The sequence below is a fragment of the Bacillus sp. P4_E1 genome (assembly GCF_056401715.1).
The window spans coordinates 258266-277963 of sequence record NZ_JBFUIV010000005.1 but is presented as its reverse complement, the minus strand read 5'-3'; the positions used below and the strand labels follow the sequence as shown (position 1 = coordinate 277963).

Annotated in this window: 23 protein-coding genes; 9 read left to right on the top strand and 14 right to left on the bottom strand. The window is 33.0% G+C overall.

The window, feature by feature from the left end:
* Nucleotides 1-23: 23 nt before the first annotated feature.
* From flgK to AC1DS7_RS09875, 3 genes are read right to left on the bottom strand one after another with little or no spacing between them, the layout of a single operon-like run.
* Nucleotides 24-1322, bottom strand: a complete 1299-nt coding sequence (gene flgK / locus AC1DS7_RS09885; protein WP_002141110.1) for a flagellar hook-associated protein FlgK — start codon at nt 1320-1322, stop codon at nt 24-26.
* 17 nt (nt 1323-1339) lie between these two features.
* On the bottom strand, nt 1340-1792 hold the full coding sequence (locus AC1DS7_RS09880) for a flagellar export chaperone FlgN (protein WP_002064619.1): 453 nt from the start codon (nt 1790-1792) through the stop codon (nt 1340-1342).
* Nucleotides 1793-1807: 15 nt separating this feature from the next.
* Nucleotides 1808-2272 (bottom strand): YaaR family protein, encoded by a 465-nt coding sequence (locus tag AC1DS7_RS09875; protein ID WP_002141107.1) that lies wholly within the window; start codon nt 2270-2272, stop codon nt 1808-1810.
* Nucleotides 2273-2415: 143 nt separating this feature from the next.
* On the opposite strand from AC1DS7_RS09875, the gene AC1DS7_RS09870 reads away from it, so the two are divergent.
* Together AC1DS7_RS09870 and AC1DS7_RS09865 are read left to right on the top strand one after the other, a co-directional pair.
* Complete coding sequence (locus AC1DS7_RS09870) at nt 2416-2913, top strand: flagellar motor switch protein FliG (protein ID WP_012260662.1); 498 nt, start codon at nt 2416-2418, stop codon at nt 2911-2913.
* 39 nt (nt 2914-2952) lie between these two features.
* Nucleotides 2953-3735, top strand: a complete 783-nt coding sequence (locus AC1DS7_RS09865; protein WP_002166047.1) for a CheR family methyltransferase — start codon at nt 2953-2955, stop codon at nt 3733-3735.
* Nucleotides 3736-3773: 38 nt separating this feature from the next.
* Here AC1DS7_RS09865 and AC1DS7_RS09860 read toward each other — a convergent pair whose 3' ends face one another.
* The 7 genes from AC1DS7_RS09860 to AC1DS7_RS09830 all read right to left on the bottom strand — a co-directional run bounded on the left by AC1DS7_RS09860 (nt 3774) and on the right by AC1DS7_RS09830 (nt 11919).
* Nucleotides 3774-4490, bottom strand: a complete 717-nt coding sequence (locus AC1DS7_RS09860) for a hypothetical protein (protein ID WP_012260661.1) — start codon at nt 4488-4490, stop codon at nt 3774-3776.
* 27 nt (nt 4491-4517) lie between these two features.
* Entirely contained in the window at nt 4518-5882 is a 1365-nt protein-coding gene (locus tag AC1DS7_RS09855; protein ID WP_002012063.1) for a hypothetical protein, read from the bottom strand.
* Between the two features lie 29 nt (nt 5883-5911).
* Nucleotides 5912-7558, bottom strand: coding sequence for a flagellar motor switch protein (locus AC1DS7_RS09850; RefSeq protein ID WP_002012064.1), 1647 nt, complete (start codon nt 7556-7558; stop codon nt 5912-5914).
* Nucleotides 7559-7766: 208 nt separating this feature from the next.
* A complete protein-coding gene (locus tag AC1DS7_RS09845; protein ID WP_002141100.1) occupies nt 7767-9737 on the bottom strand; it encodes a chemotaxis protein CheA in 1971 nt (656 codons plus the stop codon).
* Between the two features lie 129 nt (nt 9738-9866).
* Entirely contained in the window at nt 9867-10235 is a 369-nt protein-coding gene (locus AC1DS7_RS09840) for a response regulator (protein ID WP_000940577.1), read from the bottom strand.
* A gap of 150 nt (nt 10236-10385) precedes the next feature.
* A complete protein-coding gene (locus AC1DS7_RS09835) occupies nt 10386-11063 on the bottom strand; it encodes an OmpA family protein (RefSeq protein WP_002012067.1) in 678 nt (225 codons plus the stop codon).
* A 22-nt stretch (nt 11064-11085) separates the two neighbouring features.
* Nucleotides 11086-11919, bottom strand: a complete 834-nt coding sequence (locus tag AC1DS7_RS09830; protein WP_002012069.1) for a flagellar motor protein MotP — start codon at nt 11917-11919, stop codon at nt 11086-11088.
* A 172-nt stretch (nt 11920-12091) separates the two neighbouring features.
* On the opposite strand from AC1DS7_RS09830, the gene AC1DS7_RS09825 reads away from it, so the two are divergent.
* Complete coding sequence (locus AC1DS7_RS09825) at nt 12092-12694, top strand: HD domain-containing protein (protein WP_002030912.1); 603 nt, start codon at nt 12092-12094, stop codon at nt 12692-12694.
* Between the two features lie 38 nt (nt 12695-12732).
* Here AC1DS7_RS09825 and hfq read toward each other — a convergent pair whose 3' ends face one another.
* The gene (hfq, locus tag AC1DS7_RS09820; RefSeq protein ID WP_002012071.1) at nt 12733-12921 is read right to left on the bottom strand and encodes an RNA chaperone Hfq; all 189 of its coding nucleotides are present in this window, start codon (nt 12919-12921) and stop codon (nt 12733-12735) included.
* A gap of 55 nt (nt 12922-12976) precedes the next feature.
* Nucleotides 12977-13195 carry an aspartyl-phosphate phosphatase Spo0E family protein gene (locus AC1DS7_RS09815; protein WP_002141097.1) on the bottom strand — a complete coding sequence of 73 codons (219 nt, stop codon included), beginning with the start codon at nt 13193-13195 and terminating at the stop codon, nt 12977-12979.
* 295 nt (nt 13196-13490) lie between these two features.
* Here AC1DS7_RS09815 and AC1DS7_RS09810 point away from each other — a divergent pair, with 295 nt between their 5' ends.
* The 6 genes from AC1DS7_RS09810 to AC1DS7_RS09785 all read left to right on the top strand — a co-directional run bounded on the left by AC1DS7_RS09810 (nt 13491) and on the right by AC1DS7_RS09785 (nt 18183).
* On the top strand, nt 13491-13607 hold the full coding sequence (locus AC1DS7_RS09810; RefSeq protein ID WP_000007805.1) for a YjcZ family sporulation protein: 117 nt from the start codon (nt 13491-13493) through the stop codon (nt 13605-13607).
* Between the two features lie 194 nt (nt 13608-13801).
* Nucleotides 13802-14269: a VOC family protein gene (locus AC1DS7_RS09805; RefSeq protein ID WP_088039090.1), complete on the top strand. Its 468-nt coding sequence runs from the start codon at nt 13802-13804 to the stop codon at nt 14267-14269.
* A 6-nt stretch (nt 14270-14275) separates the two neighbouring features.
* The gene (locus AC1DS7_RS09800) at nt 14276-15490 is read left to right on the top strand and encodes an MFS transporter (RefSeq protein WP_215588895.1); all 1215 of its coding nucleotides are present in this window, start codon (nt 14276-14278) and stop codon (nt 15488-15490) included.
* A 128-nt stretch (nt 15491-15618) separates the two neighbouring features.
* Nucleotides 15619-16068, top strand: a complete 450-nt coding sequence (locus tag AC1DS7_RS09795) for an ArsR/SmtB family transcription factor (protein WP_012260658.1) — start codon at nt 15619-15621, stop codon at nt 16066-16068.
* Between the two features lie 19 nt (nt 16069-16087).
* The gene (locus AC1DS7_RS09790) at nt 16088-17308 is read left to right on the top strand and encodes an MFS transporter (RefSeq protein WP_012260657.1); all 1221 of its coding nucleotides are present in this window, start codon (nt 16088-16090) and stop codon (nt 17306-17308) included.
* A 149-nt stretch (nt 17309-17457) separates the two neighbouring features.
* Nucleotides 17458-18183, top strand: coding sequence for a sulfite exporter TauE/SafE family protein (locus tag AC1DS7_RS09785; protein WP_012260656.1), 726 nt, complete (start codon nt 17458-17460; stop codon nt 18181-18183).
* Nucleotides 18184-18384: 201 nt separating this feature from the next.
* Here AC1DS7_RS09785 and AC1DS7_RS09780 read toward each other — a convergent pair whose 3' ends face one another.
* Nucleotides 18385-18996, bottom strand: coding sequence for a PH domain-containing protein (locus AC1DS7_RS09780; protein ID WP_012260655.1), 612 nt, complete (start codon nt 18994-18996; stop codon nt 18385-18387).
* Nucleotide 18997: 1 nt separating this feature from the next.
* On the bottom strand, nt 18998-19543 hold the full coding sequence (locus tag AC1DS7_RS09775) for a sigma-70 family RNA polymerase sigma factor (protein ID WP_012260654.1): 546 nt from the start codon (nt 19541-19543) through the stop codon (nt 18998-19000).
* Nucleotides 19544-19698 lie beyond the last annotated feature (155 nt).

The window sequence follows — 19698 nt, the reverse complement described above, 5'->3', positions numbered from 1 at the left end:
AGCTTTTTCGATCCTTCTACATGTTATCTAATAATCGAAAACAAACTATCAAACACTTCATTCATCGTCGTAATAGCTTTAGAGTTTGCGACAAAATATTTTTGGAAAGCCATTAAATTAACCATTTCTTCTTCCATATTTACGCCTTCAATACTCATTTTTTCTTGTTGAATACCTTCTAATAAATCTTTATGAATATTTTGATAAGCATTCACTGCACTTTTATCAGAAGCTACACCAACTATAAATTGGTCTAATGCTTGTTTATAAGAAAGACCTTCTTTATAATCTCCATCTGTAATTCCTGCTAGTTTATTTGCTGTTTCAGCGGAGATTTTCATTTTCGAAACATCTTTTGCGAATTCAGGGTTTAACTGAATATCTTTCGCATGATCTCCAACGAAGAAATCTTTTCCCATCACTGTATTCACTTGACCTTTTACAGAACTCATTAATTCTTCAAGGTTTTTCTTATAACTAGCAATCTTCGCTTTCGTATCTATCGCTGATTGAATTGCTCCACCATTTAAAGGAATATCCGATCCATAAATCGCAACAGACATTGGTTCTTTTTCTTTATTTAATTGAAGTGGATATGTATCTTGTCCATTTACTGTTAAAACACCATTCATTCTAACACTCGCGATATTAGGATTCATAGATTCATAAGATACTTCAATATTGGCATACTTAGACATCTCTGTAACGATGCGATCACGTTCGTCTAATAGTTGATTAGGTACTTGTGTCCCTGCTTGTCCAATTTTTTTATTCGCCTCTGCTAAACTAGCACCAAGACGATTAAATTCATTCACATGTGCTTCAATATCTTCTGTCGTCTGTGCTTCTGCTGTATCTAAGTTTTTCGCAAGACGATTTATCTGACTTGTGAACTTCCCAGTTTCAGAAACTAATGTATCGTAGTAGTTTGGTTGTTCTGGATTTTTTGCAACTTCACGAAAAGCATTGAAGAATCCATCCATTAAACTAGATAATGAATTTTTCCCTGTCGTTCCTACCATAGACTCTACTCGTGATAAAGTAGAATTCATATATGCGTAGTAAGAGAACTGTGACAACTGATCATTAAATTGCTTCGTTTTCACTTCATCTGTAATACGGTCAACTCCTAATGTTTGTACACCATAACCGATTCTCTGTTCAGGCGTATGACCGTTACTTGCTCCAACAGATCCGTAATTTACCATTTGACGAACATAACCCGGCGTATGAATGTTAGATAAGTTTTGTTTTGTCGTTTGTAATCCCATTTGGGCCGCTAGCATACCAGATAACGGCGTATTATAATCAGATAATCTCATAATGCTTCACTTCTCCTTTACAATAGTTCATTCATAAAGATTTGCGAATTATTGTTTTTCTCCAAATTGTATTCAGAAACGGAATCCACAATACTTTCTGTAGTTTTTAATAGTACGTTTAAGTAATATTGATTTTTCAAAAGAATCATTTTTACATTTTCTTCTAATTCATTTAAACTTTTTTGTAATTCTTCCATTTTTTCATTTTCTTCCTGTGAAAAATACGAAAATAGCGAACGCATACGCAACGGTTCAACTTGTTTTTCTTTACAAAGCTGAACAACCATTTCCTCAAAAGATCGCGATAATCCTTTAACACCTTCTATGTACTGCAATTGCTCTACTTGCAACTTTTGAACTGCATTTACATTTTTATTTTTTAAATTCTCATATATTTGTTCCCCAAGCGTTTGAATATTTTCATATGCCTTTTGAATAATAACGAGCTTTTCATATAATTGTATGTACATATAGCTTCCTTTCCTTTACAAGACTAAATTTACAATTAAACCATGAATTTCTCCAATTTGATTTAACATTTCTAAATGCCCTGTTTTCGTATTAATTAAATTCATAACATCTTCTAACTCAGTTAATCCCATTTCAGCTTGTTTTACGATCGTCATTTTCTGCGAATATCCGTAACGCGGATGACGAGACATAACATCTTTATACTGCAATACGTTATCAACGTAAAAATTCAAAAATGATTTTACAGTATTTTTGTATTCCATTACATTATCGAGCGTTAACTCTAATTCGATTTTCTCTTTAATTTCTCCAATGTTATCAACAAGTGCTTCCATTTGTTCTAACAATTTATCGTTTTTCGGATCTGCATGCAAATTATCCGAAAAAGCAAGTCCTGTCCTGACATTTGCTTCTTTCGGCATTTGAGTAGCAGGCGGTATATGCGATAAAATTGGATTATGCGAGATAGAACGCAGCATATATATCACCTATTTATTTTTTTATTTCCTTCTAAACTTAATCGTAAAATCTAGTTATTTATAATTATACTCTGTACAATGATATTTTGCAGTTATTTTTTATAGAAGATATGTTACAATTTAGCATGAGGTGGCACAAATCTATGAATATTTTTCTTTGTGGTTCAAATCAATTAACAGCATTAGATCAGGAAGAAATAAAAAAATTTTTAATTGACTATGCTCACAAACATAAAATTTACATATTATGTTATAAATCTATTGAAAATGAGGTTCTTCGTTTTTTCATTGAAAATGAAAGGCTCGCTCAAAATTTATGCCTTTACACACTGCAACCGTTACATGTATTAACAGACGAATTTCAAGAAGTCGTTGATTATTTAAAAAAACACGGAGCAGAGTATATTGCTTTTGATCATCCTTCCGACTCCATTTATCGATCAGATTATATGTTTTTTGTAAAGCAAATTATCGAAGATACCGATTTAGTTCTCTGTTTTTATAACGGCGATAAACATACGTCTGTTATTCCCGTTGACGTTGCAAAAGAAGAAGGAATTGATGCTGTTATTTATGATTTACCAGGCTTACATGAAAAGCAGATGAAAAAAAGCTTTGAACAAAAAATTCGTATGATGTAAAGGGGGAGGCACAATATCGTTATTGTGCCTATTGTAAATATGATAACTGAACAAGATTATAATCAATTTGTCGTAAGTTTTAAACAGCACTTTAATATGGATATCGCTTCCTATAAGCAAGATAGAATGCGCCGAAGAATCGACGCTTTCATTTCGAGAAAAGGTTTTGAAAATTACACAAATTTTTTAAATAATTTACGCACCGATCAAACGTTATTTTTAAGTTTTATTGACTATATTACAATTAACGTATCAGAGTTTTTCAGAAATAAAGAGCGCTGGCAAACGTTAGAGACGAAAGCTCTACCAAAGCTACTTGAACAAAATAACGGTAAATTAAAAATTTGGAGTGCTGCTTGCGCTGCCGGTGAAGAACCGTATACACTTTCTTTAATATTATCGAAGCATCTAGCTCCGTTTCGTTATGACATTCAAGCAACGGATCTTGATTTTCATGTTTTAGAAACTGCAAAACGTGGTCAATATACAGAACGCTCTTTGAAAGAATTACCTAATGATTTAAAACAACGTCATTTCACAAAAGAAGATGATACATATATATTGCATCAAAATATTAAACAGCAAGTTACATTTAAACAACATGATTTATTAATGCAGACATTTGATACGAACTACGATTTAATTATTTGTCGAAATGTAATGATTTACTTTACAGAAGAAGCAAGAATAAAGCTTTATGAAAAGTTTAGTCGTTCTTTACGAAAAGGCGGCGTACTATTCGTTGGTAGCACAGAACAAATTTTAACACCCGAACGCTACAACCTTCAGCGTTTTGATACATTCTTCTACGAAAAAATATAGAAAAAGGTCGTCATAATTGAAATGACGACCTTTTTTTATTATATAATACGAATCAATATGATACCTATAACCCATATAAAGAGAAATAGAGCTGTAACAGACCATTTATGCTCTTGAATCGTATGTTTCAACGCATGCGATAATTGCGTCATATTCATTTCTGCAAGTGCTCTCCACACACTCACATCACGTTCTTTAGAAATACGATCCGTACCGCTAATTAAAATTGTTTCGTTAGACAATTTTGTCATGTAAGCTGTAATAACTGTTATCATTAAATTCGTATTTCCTTCTGATGTATCTTGTTCCACTCTAGAAATGAGCGCACTTACATCAAGTAACGGAATATGCACTTTTCTTCCAAACGAAAGCTGCACTTCAGCGAAATCATACGTTCCGTCTAATAACGGAACTCCCTTTATATGAGCTTGTTTAATAAGCCCCTGCAAACTTTTAACAATTTGTTCATATATTTTTTCCGATTGCTTTCCTTCCTCAGACAACATATGTAGCTTTGAAAACAACTGCAACACGGTATCCATTTCCTTAGAAAGCATTTCTTTTACAATCTTTCCATCACCTAAACTCGCAAGTAGAATCCCTATTTCATTATTGTTCGAAATGATTTGGGACCGCCCGGTAAACACAAGATTACTCCGTTTTCGCTCTTTTTGAATTTCATGTTCTGAAATAGCTGCAGGCTGTTTTAATGGGTGTAGCGTCTTATTTTCAATTGTAGTACGTTTAATTTCCATCTAAGCGCCTCCACTACTATCAAATTATTAGCCCCACTCTTTATTACTCTTTAAAACTAAAAATAGTACAAATAATCCTGACATAACAGCAAACACATTAGAAGCCTGTACTCCCTGCTCACTTTTTTCCTCTTTCTTTTCTTGTTGTTCTTCTATTTTCTCTTTCTTTTTAGAAACGACTTGATTTTCATTTTTGCTTTTTTTCTCTTTATGAGCCTTCACATTATTTACTTCCTTATTGTCTGTCGCTGGCTCTTTTATAACGTAGTTGATTTCCTCTTTCTCTTTCAACGGCTCTTTTATAAAATAGTTTACTTTCTCGTCTTGCTTTGGAATTTGAATAACTGGAAGTTTTTCTTCTGGAAGCGGCATCTCTATTTTCGGATCTTCCTGCTTCTCAATTTCTTTCTTATCTTCTACTTCATTTTGATTCTCTTGCTCTTCTATCTTTTCATCATCTTTCACTTTTTGTTCGATGATAGAAACGATATATTCACTCTCTGTCACAAGTTTGTTACCTGCCCCATCTGTTACTTCCACAATAAGTTGATGCGGCCCAACAGGTAAAGCTTCTGTTATTTCAAATATTTTCTGCCAATCCATGTCGCGTTTATTATAGTCTAATAAAAAAGTAATATCGTTACCGTCTTCTTTTCCTTTTAATATAACGCGCACTTCTTTAACAACCGATTCTATATCTACCGTTTGTACTCGTATATGAACGGATTCTCCCTTTTTCCGTTCAATTAAGTTCCCTTTTGCCTCATCAATACTAACTTTCTCTAACTTTGGCAATTCTTTATCTATAGTTGGTGCTTCATTGTTTATACGAATGAGCGGGACATTTAATTCGTTCTCTATTACTTCTTCCTTCTCATCTTCTTTATAGCTTTCAACGAGCCTAAGGTTCCAATCACCTTGTAAATCATATATTCCGGCCTTATAATTAGCGATCCATCGCTTCGTTTCTTCTTCATACTCAAAAGATATTATTCTCTCTTGTCTGTACTGCTCACCATTTTTTTGTAATTGTAATATGCCTTTTACACTTTGAATGTTTTTTTCATTTGATTCTACAGCAATCCGCACTTCTTCGCCAACCTTTAGCTCCTGCTTATTAACTGTAATAACCCCTCGGTCTGTTTCTATCGTTCTTTCTTCTTTTTTTTCTTTCCCTTGCTCATTTTCTACTACTTTTTTTTCATCTTCAACCGAGGGCATTTCCACTTGTTCCGGCTGTTCCTGAACTTCTTTATTTTTTCCCTCTTGGTCATTCATTTCGCTTATATTTTGATCTTGTACACTTTTTTCTTCTGCCTGCCCTTGTGATGGTGAAAATATGCATATATGTAAGAATAGCCAACTAACTAGAAAAAACTTTACTTTTTTCATCTATTTGTTCAAACTCCTATTTTGACGCCTTATAGCGATTTCGTCACTTTTACTCCGAAAAACCCATCTACATTTACAAGTTCTCCATACGCCACTAATACATCGTTCACATAAATTTGAATCGGTTCATCAATATCTTCATCAAGTACGACCGCTTCATTTTCTTGTAGACTTAAAATATCTTGAATTGTTCTCACTGTACTTCCAAATACAAATTTAACATTCATTTCTACATTTTGTAGAATAGATGTATCCATATATACTGGCTCAACTTGCTTGACTTCTTTATATTCAATTGGCTGTACGACTGGTGCAGGAATTTCTTCCTCTTCAACAACTTCCTCAACTATTTCTTCTTGCTCTTCCACCATCGGATATAGAAGTCTTCTAACCATTTCTTTCGCTTCTGATATCGGTAGTATTTGATACATCTTTGATTGAAGGAGATCACCAATTTCAAGATTAAAAGTAATTTGAACGAGTTCGTCAACTGCCATCGACTCTCCCAAATACTCCATTTCTTCTTTTAAAGAAACAAATTTAACGTCTGGTGGTGTCATATCCATTTTTTCTTTAAACATTTCTGACATCGCTGTTGCAGCATGCCCCATCATTTGGTTCATAATTTCTTTAATGCCACTTAACTCTAATTCACTTAGCTCTTTCTCCGGATCAATTTCACCCGTTCCCATCATCATTAAATCTACCATTGTTAAAGCAACATCTTTCGTAAATACGAATACATTCTCATTTTTTAGTCCTTCAACAAAATCGACATTTAAAATAACAAACGGAACCGGTACTCCTTCATAATGACGAACATTAATCGCCTCTACATTTGGTGTACTAATAGTGACAGGCTGATTTAAAAGCGTCGATAGTACTGTTGAAGCCGAACCGATTGAAATATTCGCAATTTCACCAAGCACATCTTTCTCTTCTTGTGTTAATTGCTCTTTTTCTACATGCTCTTCTACAATCTCAGTTTCCTGCACTTCCGTCGGCTCATCTATTTCTTCTTCCACACCACCAGATAATTGTAACAATTTATTTATCATTCGCTTCGCATGTTCAACTGAAACAACCTGTACAAGCTGAGAATTCACAAGATTATCTATTTTTAATTCAAACGATACTTTAACAACCATATTATTCCCATTAATACCAGAAATCTTCTCCATCTCTTCTGTAAGTTGCACAACTTTAATTGTTGGCGGAGACATGTCTACCGTATCTTGGAAGAATTCTGACATAGATGTTGCTGCGAATCCCATCATTTGATTCATAGCTTCTTGTACTGCACTTAGCTCTAATTCACCAAGCTCTTTTCCCTCTTCAACTTCACCTGTTCCCATCATCATTAAATCAGCAATAGATAAAGCAACATCTTGTTGAAGAACAAGAAGATTTTCCATATCTAATCCTTTTGTGAAATGGATATTTAATACAACATGTGGAATTTCAACATCACTTGTATCATATAAATCTACCAATTCTACTTGAGGAGCAGTAATACTTACTTGCCTATTTAAAATTGTTGATAATACAGTCGAAGCTGAACCAAATGATATATTAGCAATCTCACCAAGAATATCGCATTCTTGAGGCGTTAAATGTTCATTTTCTTTTTCTAGCACAATTGTGCCAGTATCCCCTTTTGTGTGTTGCTCAGGCATTTTTCCTGCCTCCTCATTTTTGTTTTTCTATCAAATGATTTAAGCTCTCTATTACACTCGTTATATTTTACCAAACTTATCATCCGAATTGTGAACATGTATTTATTTCCACAATATGTGTAAACGACGGTTTTCATATACTTATATTATTAGTTCTACCCAAAAAGCTCCCCAATTGTATACAAGTGGGGAGCTTCCTTCATTCCTATTATAAACCTTCTGGGTTTAAAATGAGGACCACTCGTCCATCACCGAGAATTGTCGCACCAGAGAAATAGTTAGAGCTCTCTGCAAAGAAATCACCTAATGACTTTAAAACTATTTCTCTTTGACCGATAATTGTGTTTACGATAAGTCCATAGCTACGATGTGTATTACGAACAATTAACACAGGAACCATTTGACTATCATATGATGCGAACGCCTCATCTACTGTTTTTTCACCAAATACAGTACTTAAATGTTTCACTTCAATAATTTGATTGCGATAGTTTAAAACGTCTTTCCCTTGTAACGATTGTATGTCTTCTTTCTTAATTCGAATGGCTTCAGCAATATTGCCAAGAGGCAAGGCATAACGCTTATCATTTGTTTGAACAAGCATTGATTGAATAATAGACAATGTTAAAGGAAGTTCAATTCTGAATGTACTTCCTTTTCCTTCTTCAGAATCAATAATTAAATGCCCACCTAAACTATGAATCGTATGTTTAACAACATCTAATCCAACCCCACGTCCAGAAAGGTCAGATACAACTTCCGCTGTACTAAATCCCGGTTGGAAGATAAGATCAAACACTTCACGATCCGTTAATTTATTTGCCTCTGATTCCGTTACAACACCATTTTTTATCGCTTTTTCTAATACTTTTCCTTTATGAATACCATTTCCATCATCAGTAATTTGAATTACGACATGATTTCCACTATGAAACGCCTCTAATTTAATAGTACCTGTCTCATTTTTCCCGGCATCACGTCGGTTTTCGACAGTTTCAATACCATGATCAATTGCATTACGAATTAAATGAACGAGTGGATCACCAATTTCGTCAATAACAATTTTATCAACTTCAGTATCTTCACCTTTAATTTGTAAATCGATTTTTTTACCTAAATCTTTCGCTAACATACGTACCATACGCGGAAAACGATTGAAAACCGTTTCAATCGGTACCATACGCATATTTAATAATACATTTTGGATATCTTTTGAAATATCCCCTAATCGATTTAAATGCTCAATTAACTCTTTATTTTGAATCGTTTCTGCTAATTCATCAATTCGTCCACGCTCAATTACACTTTCTTCAAACATATTCATTAATCTTTCGATTTTTTCTAACTGAACACGAATAGAACGATTCTCTACTTTAGCATTTTTCGTTTTTGTAGTACTTTTAGCCGGTGTAGTACTAGCTGTTGGAGTTCGTGCCTCTAGAGATGGATCCAGCTGCGTTGCTGCAATAGATTGTACGATTCCTTCTTCAGCTATATTTCCTTGCTTCACTTCTACTTTCTCAATTTCAGAAACGTGAAGCACCACCTGTTTCAATTCTTCAACACTACGATCAGTATCCATATATACTGTAAACTCAAATCCAAAAGCATCCGCTTCGATTTCTTCAATGCTTGGAACCGTTTTTTGTATATCCCCTACATTTTGTAATGCTTCAATACACATAATGGCACGTACTGCTTTTAAAATGGCTTGTTGTTCGACGGTTATATATACTTCATGTGAAACTGTATCATCATTGTTTATACTACTTTGCTCTACTTGTTCCATAGAAGCTTCTACATTCCCATTTAATAATGCTTCTAATTTATGCTTTGTAGATACAACATCAATATTACCCATTCCGCCCTGCTGCACATCTGTAACCATCTTTTCTAAATTATCAATGCACTCAAAAATAACATCAATAATATTAGCATTCACCATCATATTTCCGTGACGGATTTCGTCTAAAACATTTTCCATCTTATGAGTTAAATCTGCCATTTCTGCAAATTCCATACTCGCAGACATACCTTTAAATGTATGAGCTGAGCGGAATATTTCCCCTACAACACCCATATCGGCAGGATTCTGTTCTAAATTTAGCACATTTTCATTTAGCGACTGTAAATGTTCTTCTGCTTCTTCAAAAAATATATTTAATAGATCTGTTTGCATTTTAATCCCCTACCTGTCTAACAAACATTTCATTTATGTATAACAATTTAGTGTTTTATAACGAGAAAAAAGGGGGCCACACGTCTATCCGCTATCATTGATTTGATTCTTTGTGGCACCCCTTCTATATTAGCTATTTGCTACTTTTGTTAAAGCTTCGATAACACGATCGGCTTGGAATGGCTTTACAATAAAGTCTTTTGCCCCGCCTTTAATTGCATCTAATACCATACCTTGTTGTCCCATTGCAGAACAAATAACAACCTTTGCACTCGAATCAATTTTCATAATTTCTTTTAATGCTTCAAGTCCGTCCATTTCTGGCATAGTAATATCTAGTGTTACAATATCAGGTTGCAGTTCTTTATACTTTTGAATCGCTTCTACCCCATTCTCTGCTTCACCGATAACTTCAAATTCTGAATTACTTTTTAATAAGTTTTTAATCATTGTTCGCATAAACATTGCATCGTCTACAACTAAAATTTTATGTGCCATTCTTTTTGGTTCTCTCCCTCTATGTATAAATATATCTTAATATTTCACCTTATCATTCTCACTCATTATACAAAATAAAACGAGAAAATTTAATATTTTTTTAAAAGAATTTCTGTATTTTTATTATTTTATTAATAAAATGGAAATATATTATTCTTTAATATATATTACAACGCGCCGGTTTTTCTCCCAATTTTGCGGTGAATCATTTGATGCTACTGGTTTTGTGTCCGCATATCCTACCGCTGCTAATCGTTTATCATCTACATTATACACTTCAATTAAGTGGTGAATCATATTAGCTGCTCGTGCTGAAGATAATTCCCAGTTGGAAGGAAATTTTTCATTATGAATCGGTCTACTATCTGTATGTCCTTCTACAACAATTGGGTTTGGTACCGATTGAAAGAACCCTACTAATTGACTAATTACTTCTTTTGCTTCCGGCTTAACATTCGCATCGCCTGTATCGAATATTAAGTTATCTACTATAACGATGCTAACACCTGTATCTTCTCGATATACATTCACTTGACTAACACCATTATTATCTACATATGCTTTTAACTTTTTATACAATTCATCCATTCGCTTTTTTGAAACTGCTTTTTCATCATTTTTTTCATGTGAAATATCTGGTATTGTACCTTCCATTACTTTCGCATCCACTTGTTCTGCATCACTAAACTTTTCAAGCATCTTCGATAATTTTACTGTATCTTGTTTTGATGTAGCAACTAATAGTACAAAAAAAGTCAATAACAACATCGTTAAATCAGTAAAAGTCGTCATCCAACGAGGCGATCCTTTTTGCGGTCGTTTTATCATCACCATACCACTCCTTGAAATATTAGGCTGCTCGTTTTTCTTTTTTTATCTTCGTTTCATATACGTATGTATCAAGTTTTAACTTTAACTTAGAAGGAATTTGTCCTCGGTAAAGCTCTGTGATTGCTTCTATTACAAACTTCTTCTCTGTATACAAATCTTCAATGCCACGATACACTTTTTCAGATAACGGTATTGCAATCATGTTTGCAATAACAGATCCATACAATGTCGTCAACATAGCAACTGCCATTCCTGTACCAATTTGCGATGTATCTTGCAAGTTTTGAAGCATAATAATAAGACCAATTAAAGTTCCTATCATACCCCACGCTGGAGCGAAATCACCAATCTTATCTAATAATGTTGCTCCTTTTCTTAACTCATATACTTCTGTTTCAACATCTCTCATTAATACTTCTTTTAATTCTGCTTCATCATATCCACTTAACATTAAACGAATCCCCTTTTGAATAAAAGGATTGTCTACTTGCTCTCCATCAACTTCTAACGAGAGTAAACCATGTTTTTTAGACTTCTTTGAAAAATCAACGAACAAATCCGTTAACTGTTCTAGATTTTCCTCTCTTCTATGTAAAACAGTAAAAATACTTTTCGTATATTTTTTTATTTCTCCAAATCTATATGCCACAATAATTGTCGCTGTTGTTCCCCCTATAACGATCAAAATAGATGAAACATCTAAGAAATTTTTAAAAGCTTTTATTCCACCACCGCCAAGCATGATCGCTGCAATTAAAATAACGAAACCTACTACAATGCCAAAGGGGCTAGAAATATCAAACTTCCTTTTTTTCCTTTGCGGTCTAGCTAATCCTTGATTTTCGTCTCCCATATTCCTGCCCTTCCTTTTTCGTTTTCACAAAACATTTTTTTATTTTAATAATGCGTTTTCACATATAACAATCATTATACGCGTATCATCTATTTATCGCAATATACTCATTAAATTGACACATTTCATTTCTATATTAGAATCATAGTATGGAAATATGAGGAGGATCACGATGGAACATAACATTTTACAAGTCATTGCATTAGCAGAAAAACTAAAATATGAAATGCGACATAGTTGGCTTTCTAACGGACGTCAAGAAAGTGTTGCTGAACATACGTGGCGTATGTCCCTAATGGCTATCTTAGTTGAGCCTTATTTGGATCAAAAAGTAAATATAGAAAAATTACTTAAAATGGTTATTATTCATGACCTTGTCGAAGCAGAAGCTGGTGATATTCCTGCCTTTGATACGATGAATAGCCGTGAATTACAATTACAAAAACAGAAAAATGAGCTAGAGGCCATTTTAAATATTAAACGTACACTAGAAGGTCCTCTCGGCGTGGAATTATACGATTTATGGATGGAGTTCGAAGCGAAAGAAACGTATGAAGCAAAAGTTGCTAACGCACTTGATAAACTTGAAGTGAAAATTCAGCATAACGAAGCTGATATTGATACTTGGCTACCAATTGAGCATAAAATGACTTTCCAAGTTGGTAAACATACAGATTTTGACTCTTTCTTATCTAGATTACAAAAAATCATTGAACAAGACGGAGAAAAAAAATTACTAGCTGCTGGCATTGACGTTGAAGCATGTAAACAATAACCATTTAATTATGAAATAAGACACTCAAAATGAGTGTCTTATTTCATAATTGTTGATATTGCCTGCTTATAAATAAGTTGTTGTTTTCCATCTACTAATATTAATACTGTAAATCTATCTACTCCAACTACTTCCCCTACTATTCTTACTCCGCTCTTTAAAAATATAGTAACTGCACCTTTTTCTTCTTTTATTTGTTTATACAACTCTTCTTGTAAATGTTCCAATAACTGTTCTCTCCTTTATCAGTAAATAATCCTAATATAAAAAATTAAAGATTAATCACTTACATACTTTGCCTTTTATATTCATAAACTTATTAATTAGTATATCTAAATCTCGACTAAATAACAAAACTTTATCATGATCTAATCCATGCCTAGCAACAAGTTGAATTAACTCTTTCTTTTTGTGTTCTATTTTATTGTGTAATTGTCCCATCTCCATCTCTATACTAAAACTCCCTTTTCCCATAATATTACTTGTAAAATTATAGTACATTTCCACTCATAAAAAAATAAAAAAATGGCTTTTTTTACAAATTTTATATTTATGAAAAGAAATTTTAATGTAATTGTAAGTTACATACCCCTTTCATTTGCAATACATTCACCTAGTATACACTTCCACATTGTTTTACCATTTCGCTATGAAACAAAGTAAATATCACATTTAAATCCGATCACAGGCTCTTGTCTAATTAGAAGTAAGACTTGCTCCTTTTCTAAATAAAAACATATCTTATAAAGTAATCCATTAGTTATATAGATTAATTTCCTAAAAAGGAGGAAAAAACATGAGCTTTGGTGGTAGTTGCGCTGGTTTCGGCGGTGGATTTGCTTTACTCATCGTGCTATTCATCCTTCTAATCATTATCGGATGTAGCTGTTGGGGTGGCGGCGGAGGGTTTTAAATATAATACGTATCCTTTTCGCTAAACTCTAAATGAATGAAATATGTTAACTAAAAACTATATGAAAACAGCTCATAATTGAGCTGTTTTTTCATACTTTCGTATGAGTTTATTCTCCTTCTATTTTGCGATTTCAATAAACAAAACATCGTTTACTATTGAATAAGAAAACGTTTTTACTAAGGAGGATTATGATGATTAAAGGTCTTTATGAAGCACATTTACCTGTCTGTAATTTAGAAATTTCGATACCTTTTTATGAATCACTAGGGCTGAAATTATATAAAAGAGACAAAGATATCGCCTTCTTTTGGATTGTAGAAAATGCAAGTTGGATTGGTCTTTGGGAAGGAAAAGAATACAAAGTCAATTATCATCCAGCCTTACGACATATCGCCTTCCAAGTAAGCTTACACGATTTAGAAAACGCAATACACTGGCTCAAACAGAAAGGAATTTCAGCACGAAAAGACTTTGGAATGGAACCAATTGAACCAATCGTTTTTCCAGAATTAGCACACGCCTCCGTATATTTTAACGATCCTGATGGAAATAGTTTAGAATTCATTACACAATTGCCTGTTGGACTACCTAAAGCAGAGAAAATGTATTTAAGTGAATGGAAAAAACAAGTACAGGCATCACTTATAGATAAGGTTTAATTTCTCATGTCAATTTCTTATTACAGGCTTCTTAAAACAAATACAAACTTCAAAAGACTATTTTTCGGTCAAACATTAAGTGTACTTGGGGATTGGTTTCATACTGTCGCTTTATTAACACTCGTCTATAACATAACAGAATCTTCATTTATGTTAGCACTCACCTTTATGAGCAAAGGGTTACCTCAACTTCTTCTGAGCCCATTCATAGGCGGAATTGTAGATCGTTTTTCAAAAAAGAAAATTATGATTTTTACCGATATTTTACGAGGAATTATCGTCCTCACTTATTTATTAGCATTCTACAAGATTGAAATTATTTTCGTTTCTAATATATGTTTAGCGGTACTCTCTTGCTTATTCGAGCCTGCTAAGCAATCAACCCTAAAAAATATCGTACATCAAAAGCATTTAGTAACCGCTAACTCTCTTTCTAGTACAATCAATGGTTTTATGTCTATTATGGGAGCCTCTTTAGGTGGGCTCATTGCACAATCTTTAAGTATCGAGATTGCCTTTTTTATTAATAGCCTATCATACTTTATTTCAGCCTATATTATTTATAAAATAAAGATCCCTTCTCGTGACACTTTTAGCACGAAAAAAGCATTTTTTACTGATATAAAAGATGGTTATACATACATATTACAAAGAAAAATTATTTTATCATTAATTCTCGTCGGAATTTCATGGGGAATTATTGGAGGTGCTTATCAACTACTCTTAACAATCTATGCCGAAAGAATTTTCCACTCTAACATTGGAATTTTATATACGGTTCAAGGGGCTGGACTTATGATTGGTAGCCTTCTCGTTAACCTATATATATCTAAAAATGAAGACAAAATGAAAAGAGCATTTGGTTGGGCCTATTTACTACAAGGAATTTTCTTTCTCGGATTCGTTCTATCCGATCAACTTATTATCGGTATCATTACATTACTCTGTATGCGTATAGCAGGAGGAATCATCGTTCCACTTGATACGACATTGCTACAAATGTATACAGAAGAAAACATGATTGGTAAAGTTTTTTCATTTCATTATTCCATTTATGGATCTCTTATTCAGTTATCTATGTTTATAACAGGATGGCTTTTAGAAATTCTTTCTCCGCAAGTTATTGGTAGCCTGTTAGCTATATGCTGTATTTTCGTTAGTTTTATATGGCTGTTCTTGTTTTATCATGGGGAGCTTAGTGAAGAATCTACTATCACTTAATGGCATGTATATGTACATGCCATTTTTATTTATGTCGAAATTCACAAGAAAAAGGCGATTTATTTCTCTTACAATCTAATTTTTTAGAACGTACAATAAATTTAGATTATAAGAAAGGAGCTAACATAATGTTTGAGGATCGACTTACCATTTCAGCAGAACAACAAAAGCTAATTTCCAATGCAACTCGCATTCAAATCCTTCAACTTTTAAAAGACGAAACACTCACTGCAAAACAAGTATCTACTAAACTAAATAAATCTGCTGGTAGCGTTCACTATCACATCCAAATTTTATTTGACGGAGGCTTACTTGAATTAGTAGATACAAAGGAAAAACGGGGGATTATTGAAAAGTACTATAAAGCAAAATCTGCTCACTTCTATATTGAAGAAGCAGGCACTGAAGGAACAAATACAGGGAGCCATATTGTATCTCATTTATTTTTAACTCCAGAGGAATTACAACAACTCACTTGGGAAATCTCACAAGTTTTATTACGCTGGGAAAGCAAAACCGCTCGTCAATCAGCCTCAGAAGAAGAATACGCTATTTCCTGCCGGATAAAAAAACAATGAAAGAAAGGTCCATATACCCATGAAAAATAAATTATTATTATTGTCGGGCACAGGCATTTCTCGTTTAGGTGATTTTATGTACCTCATAGCTCTAAACTTAATGGTGTTAAATAGTACAAACTCTCCCGCTGCTGTAGCAGGCCTATGGATTGTCGGTCCAATTGCCACCGTTGTTACAAAAATATGGTCTGGTAGTATTGTAGATCGATTAAATAAACGGTCAATTATGCTCATCACAGATATAATTCGAGCAGCTCTCATTGGCTGTATTCCACTATTTGATTCTATTTGGGTCATTTATATTTTTATCTTTTTAACTCGCATTGCTACATCATTTTTCGATCCAGCTTCATTTACTTATAAAACAATGCTCATACGAGCTGAAGAGCGCGCTCAATTCAACGCTTGGAATAATTTTTGTACAAGCGGGGCTTTTATTATCGGTCCAGCCCTTGCTGGAATACTTCTCACCACGTACTCAGCATCCTTTGTTATTTACTGCAACTCACTTTCATTTCTACTTTCTACCATTCTCATTTACTTCTTGCCAAACATTACATTACAAACAAAGCAAAACGAAGAGGTTTCAAATACTTTCTTACAAACATTACGAAGTGATTGGAAACAAGTTTTTTCATTCGCTCGAACGGAAACTTACATAATTCTCATATTCGTTTTATTTCAAGCTACTATGCTTGTTTCTATGGCACTCGATTCACAAGAAGTTGTTTTCACAAATCAAGTACTGTTTTTATCCGATATAGATTATAGCATGCTTGTTAGTATAACTGGTGCCGCTTACGTTTTCGGTTCATTTCTTGTCTCTCTATTTGCCAAACGATTACCAATTCAACATTGTATCGGATTAGGTATGATTTTCACAGCAATAGGTTATGTGATTTTTGCCTTTTCAAATTCATTTATAGTCGCAGCGAGCGGTTTCATTTTACTTGGCATTTCTTCATCATTTGCTGGTACTGGCTTTATAACATTTTATCAAAATAACATCCCTGTACATATGATAGGACGTATCGATAGCGTGTTTGATTCAATAAAAAATTTCATCCAAATCTTTTTCATTTTAGCAATTGGAGCATCCGCACAATTTCTTTCCGTTCAAATTACTGTAATCAGTAGTTCATTACTCATTCTTTTCCTTTCCTGTTTATTAGCAATCCGGGTAATGACGCCTTCACGAGAAAAATATTTTAAAGCTACAGGATCATCTTTGGAATATTAACCGCAACATAAAAAGCGGCTATTTGCCGGGCAGCAAGATCCCAATTGGTGTGGGCTAATAATCAGTGAGGGATGAACAAAACCCCCACTGATTAAAATTTCACTTTATGTTAAAATATTTATTGGATTTGATTATGTAGGGGGGCTATTTTGGAGATTATATTCATTTTCATATGTATTATATTAGTAGCTTCTATTTTACAAACAAGTACAGGTTTTGGCTTTTCTATTATGGCAACACCTTTCTTACTCATGCTATTTCTACCACAAGAAGCTATACAAATAAATATCATTTTATCATTAATTATTTCCATATCACTCGTTTGGAAAATAAGAATGGACATTGATTTTATTCTACTGAAAAGATTAATTTTCGGAAGTATAGTTGGTGTTCCTTTTGGTATTTTAATTTTCATTTCCATTAACATCAACACATTTAAATTAGCAATTAGCATCCTGCTCTTACTATTAACGTTGATGCTAATATGCAACTTTAATAGTAAATCAACAAAATCTAGAGATTTCTTAGTGGGTGGATTATCCGGTCTTTTAACGACAAGTATCGGTATGCCAGGACCACCCCTGTTACTTTACTTTACAGGAACTGATACGAAAAAAGAGAAGTTGAGAGCAACTACTTTAGCTTTTTATCTATTTATATATTTCATTAGTCTACTAACTCAAATACTCTTTACTGGCACAAATAAAACAATTTGGGAATCAAGTTTTTATGCTATTCCAATCGTATTTCTAGGTTTGTATATAGGTCAAATTATTTTCAAATGGCTTAATCAACGGATTTTTAAAATATTTACGTATATCCTTTTAAGTTGCACGGGGGGGTATCTTCTTATTGAAAGTTTGAACTTGTTATAGAGGGTGCTTTAGATAGTGGACAATAATAGATAGGTTCAAACGAAATTATTGCTGCATTTTCAAGTGCGATGGGGCATTCTATATCAAAACTTAAATAACTTTATTGGCAGTTTCCAATTAGCAATAATCGTTCTTTCATAAGACAAATATTTTAAATCGAATACTAAATAAAACGATAAAAAGCGGTTATTATGCCGCTTTTTACATTAAATATTTTATAAAGCAAAGACCTGCACTTACTATCACGAATATATTAAAAAATAAGAAAAACCCTTTTTCAAAATCTGTATACTTTTCTACTTTTACTCCGCGTTTTTTTAACTCCATAACTATCATTGCAACTTCACGTGCATACTCAATACTTCCAAATTGTATATGAGTGTTATTATATTTAATCTCAAAGACATTTTTCATTTTTTTATGTTGCGAAATGGATTGTATATCCTCTATTGGCATGCTATGTTCATTTGTTTTTTTAAAATAACAATCTAATCCTTTCATAATCACTCTTTTATTTGTTAAAACGATATAATAATAAAAAGTAGCTCCTACGTAATATATATTTGGTATTACTTTATTACTTGCCATATATCCTTCGTCTACTAACAGTTCCTTCTCAATTTCTTCACCAGCTTGTAATTCGTTCCTGATTGATTCTTCTAACATTTGTAAAGTTAATTTTTTTAGTAGCTCTCCATTTCTCACATAATATTTATCTATATTTATAGAATCATTTGCTTCCTTCTCTAAACGTGTAATTTCTTCTTCTGAATATTGGAGCTCATTTAACATCGATAATAATCTTTTATCCATATTACACACTCCCCTTCCACAGTTTTTGAAGTTTTTTCTTCCCTCGAGAAATTCGGTTGTATATATAATCCGCCGTTACTTTTAATTCTTTTGCAATATCGTCAATGGAATAACCATCAATATACCTCTTTAAGAAGATATATCGATCCTTTTTATTTAAATCTTGCACGATTTCCATAATCTCTTCTTCTTGTTCTATTTCATAACTATCATGGATACCTTTATCTATTTCGACGTCTTTATCCATTTTGTTCTCTCTATATACTTTCTTTTTATATTCCAAGGCCTTTAATTTAGTAATACCAATCATCCAAGATTTTAAGTTTCCCTTTTCTATATCAAATTGGTCGATATTAAACCAAATGACAGTAAATACATCGTTATAACAATCATCTACATATTGTTTCTCAATAGGGGTACTTAATGATTTATGAATAATGTATAAAATTAATTTTCCATATTGATCAATGACTTCTTTCAAAGCATCTTGATCACGTTTTTTCATAGCTATAATTAAATCCTCTTCAGAATCAAAAATCATAAACATCTTCCTTCCTCAGTTCCCCTTTAGCAGCTGCTTTTACTTACTATTGGCATTTCATTCTCATTTTCTATCACTTTTGTAAAAATTTATTAATTTTTATTTCTATGTATATGATAGCAAAAAAAGATATTTCTCCTCAAAAAAAAGACAAACCCGCA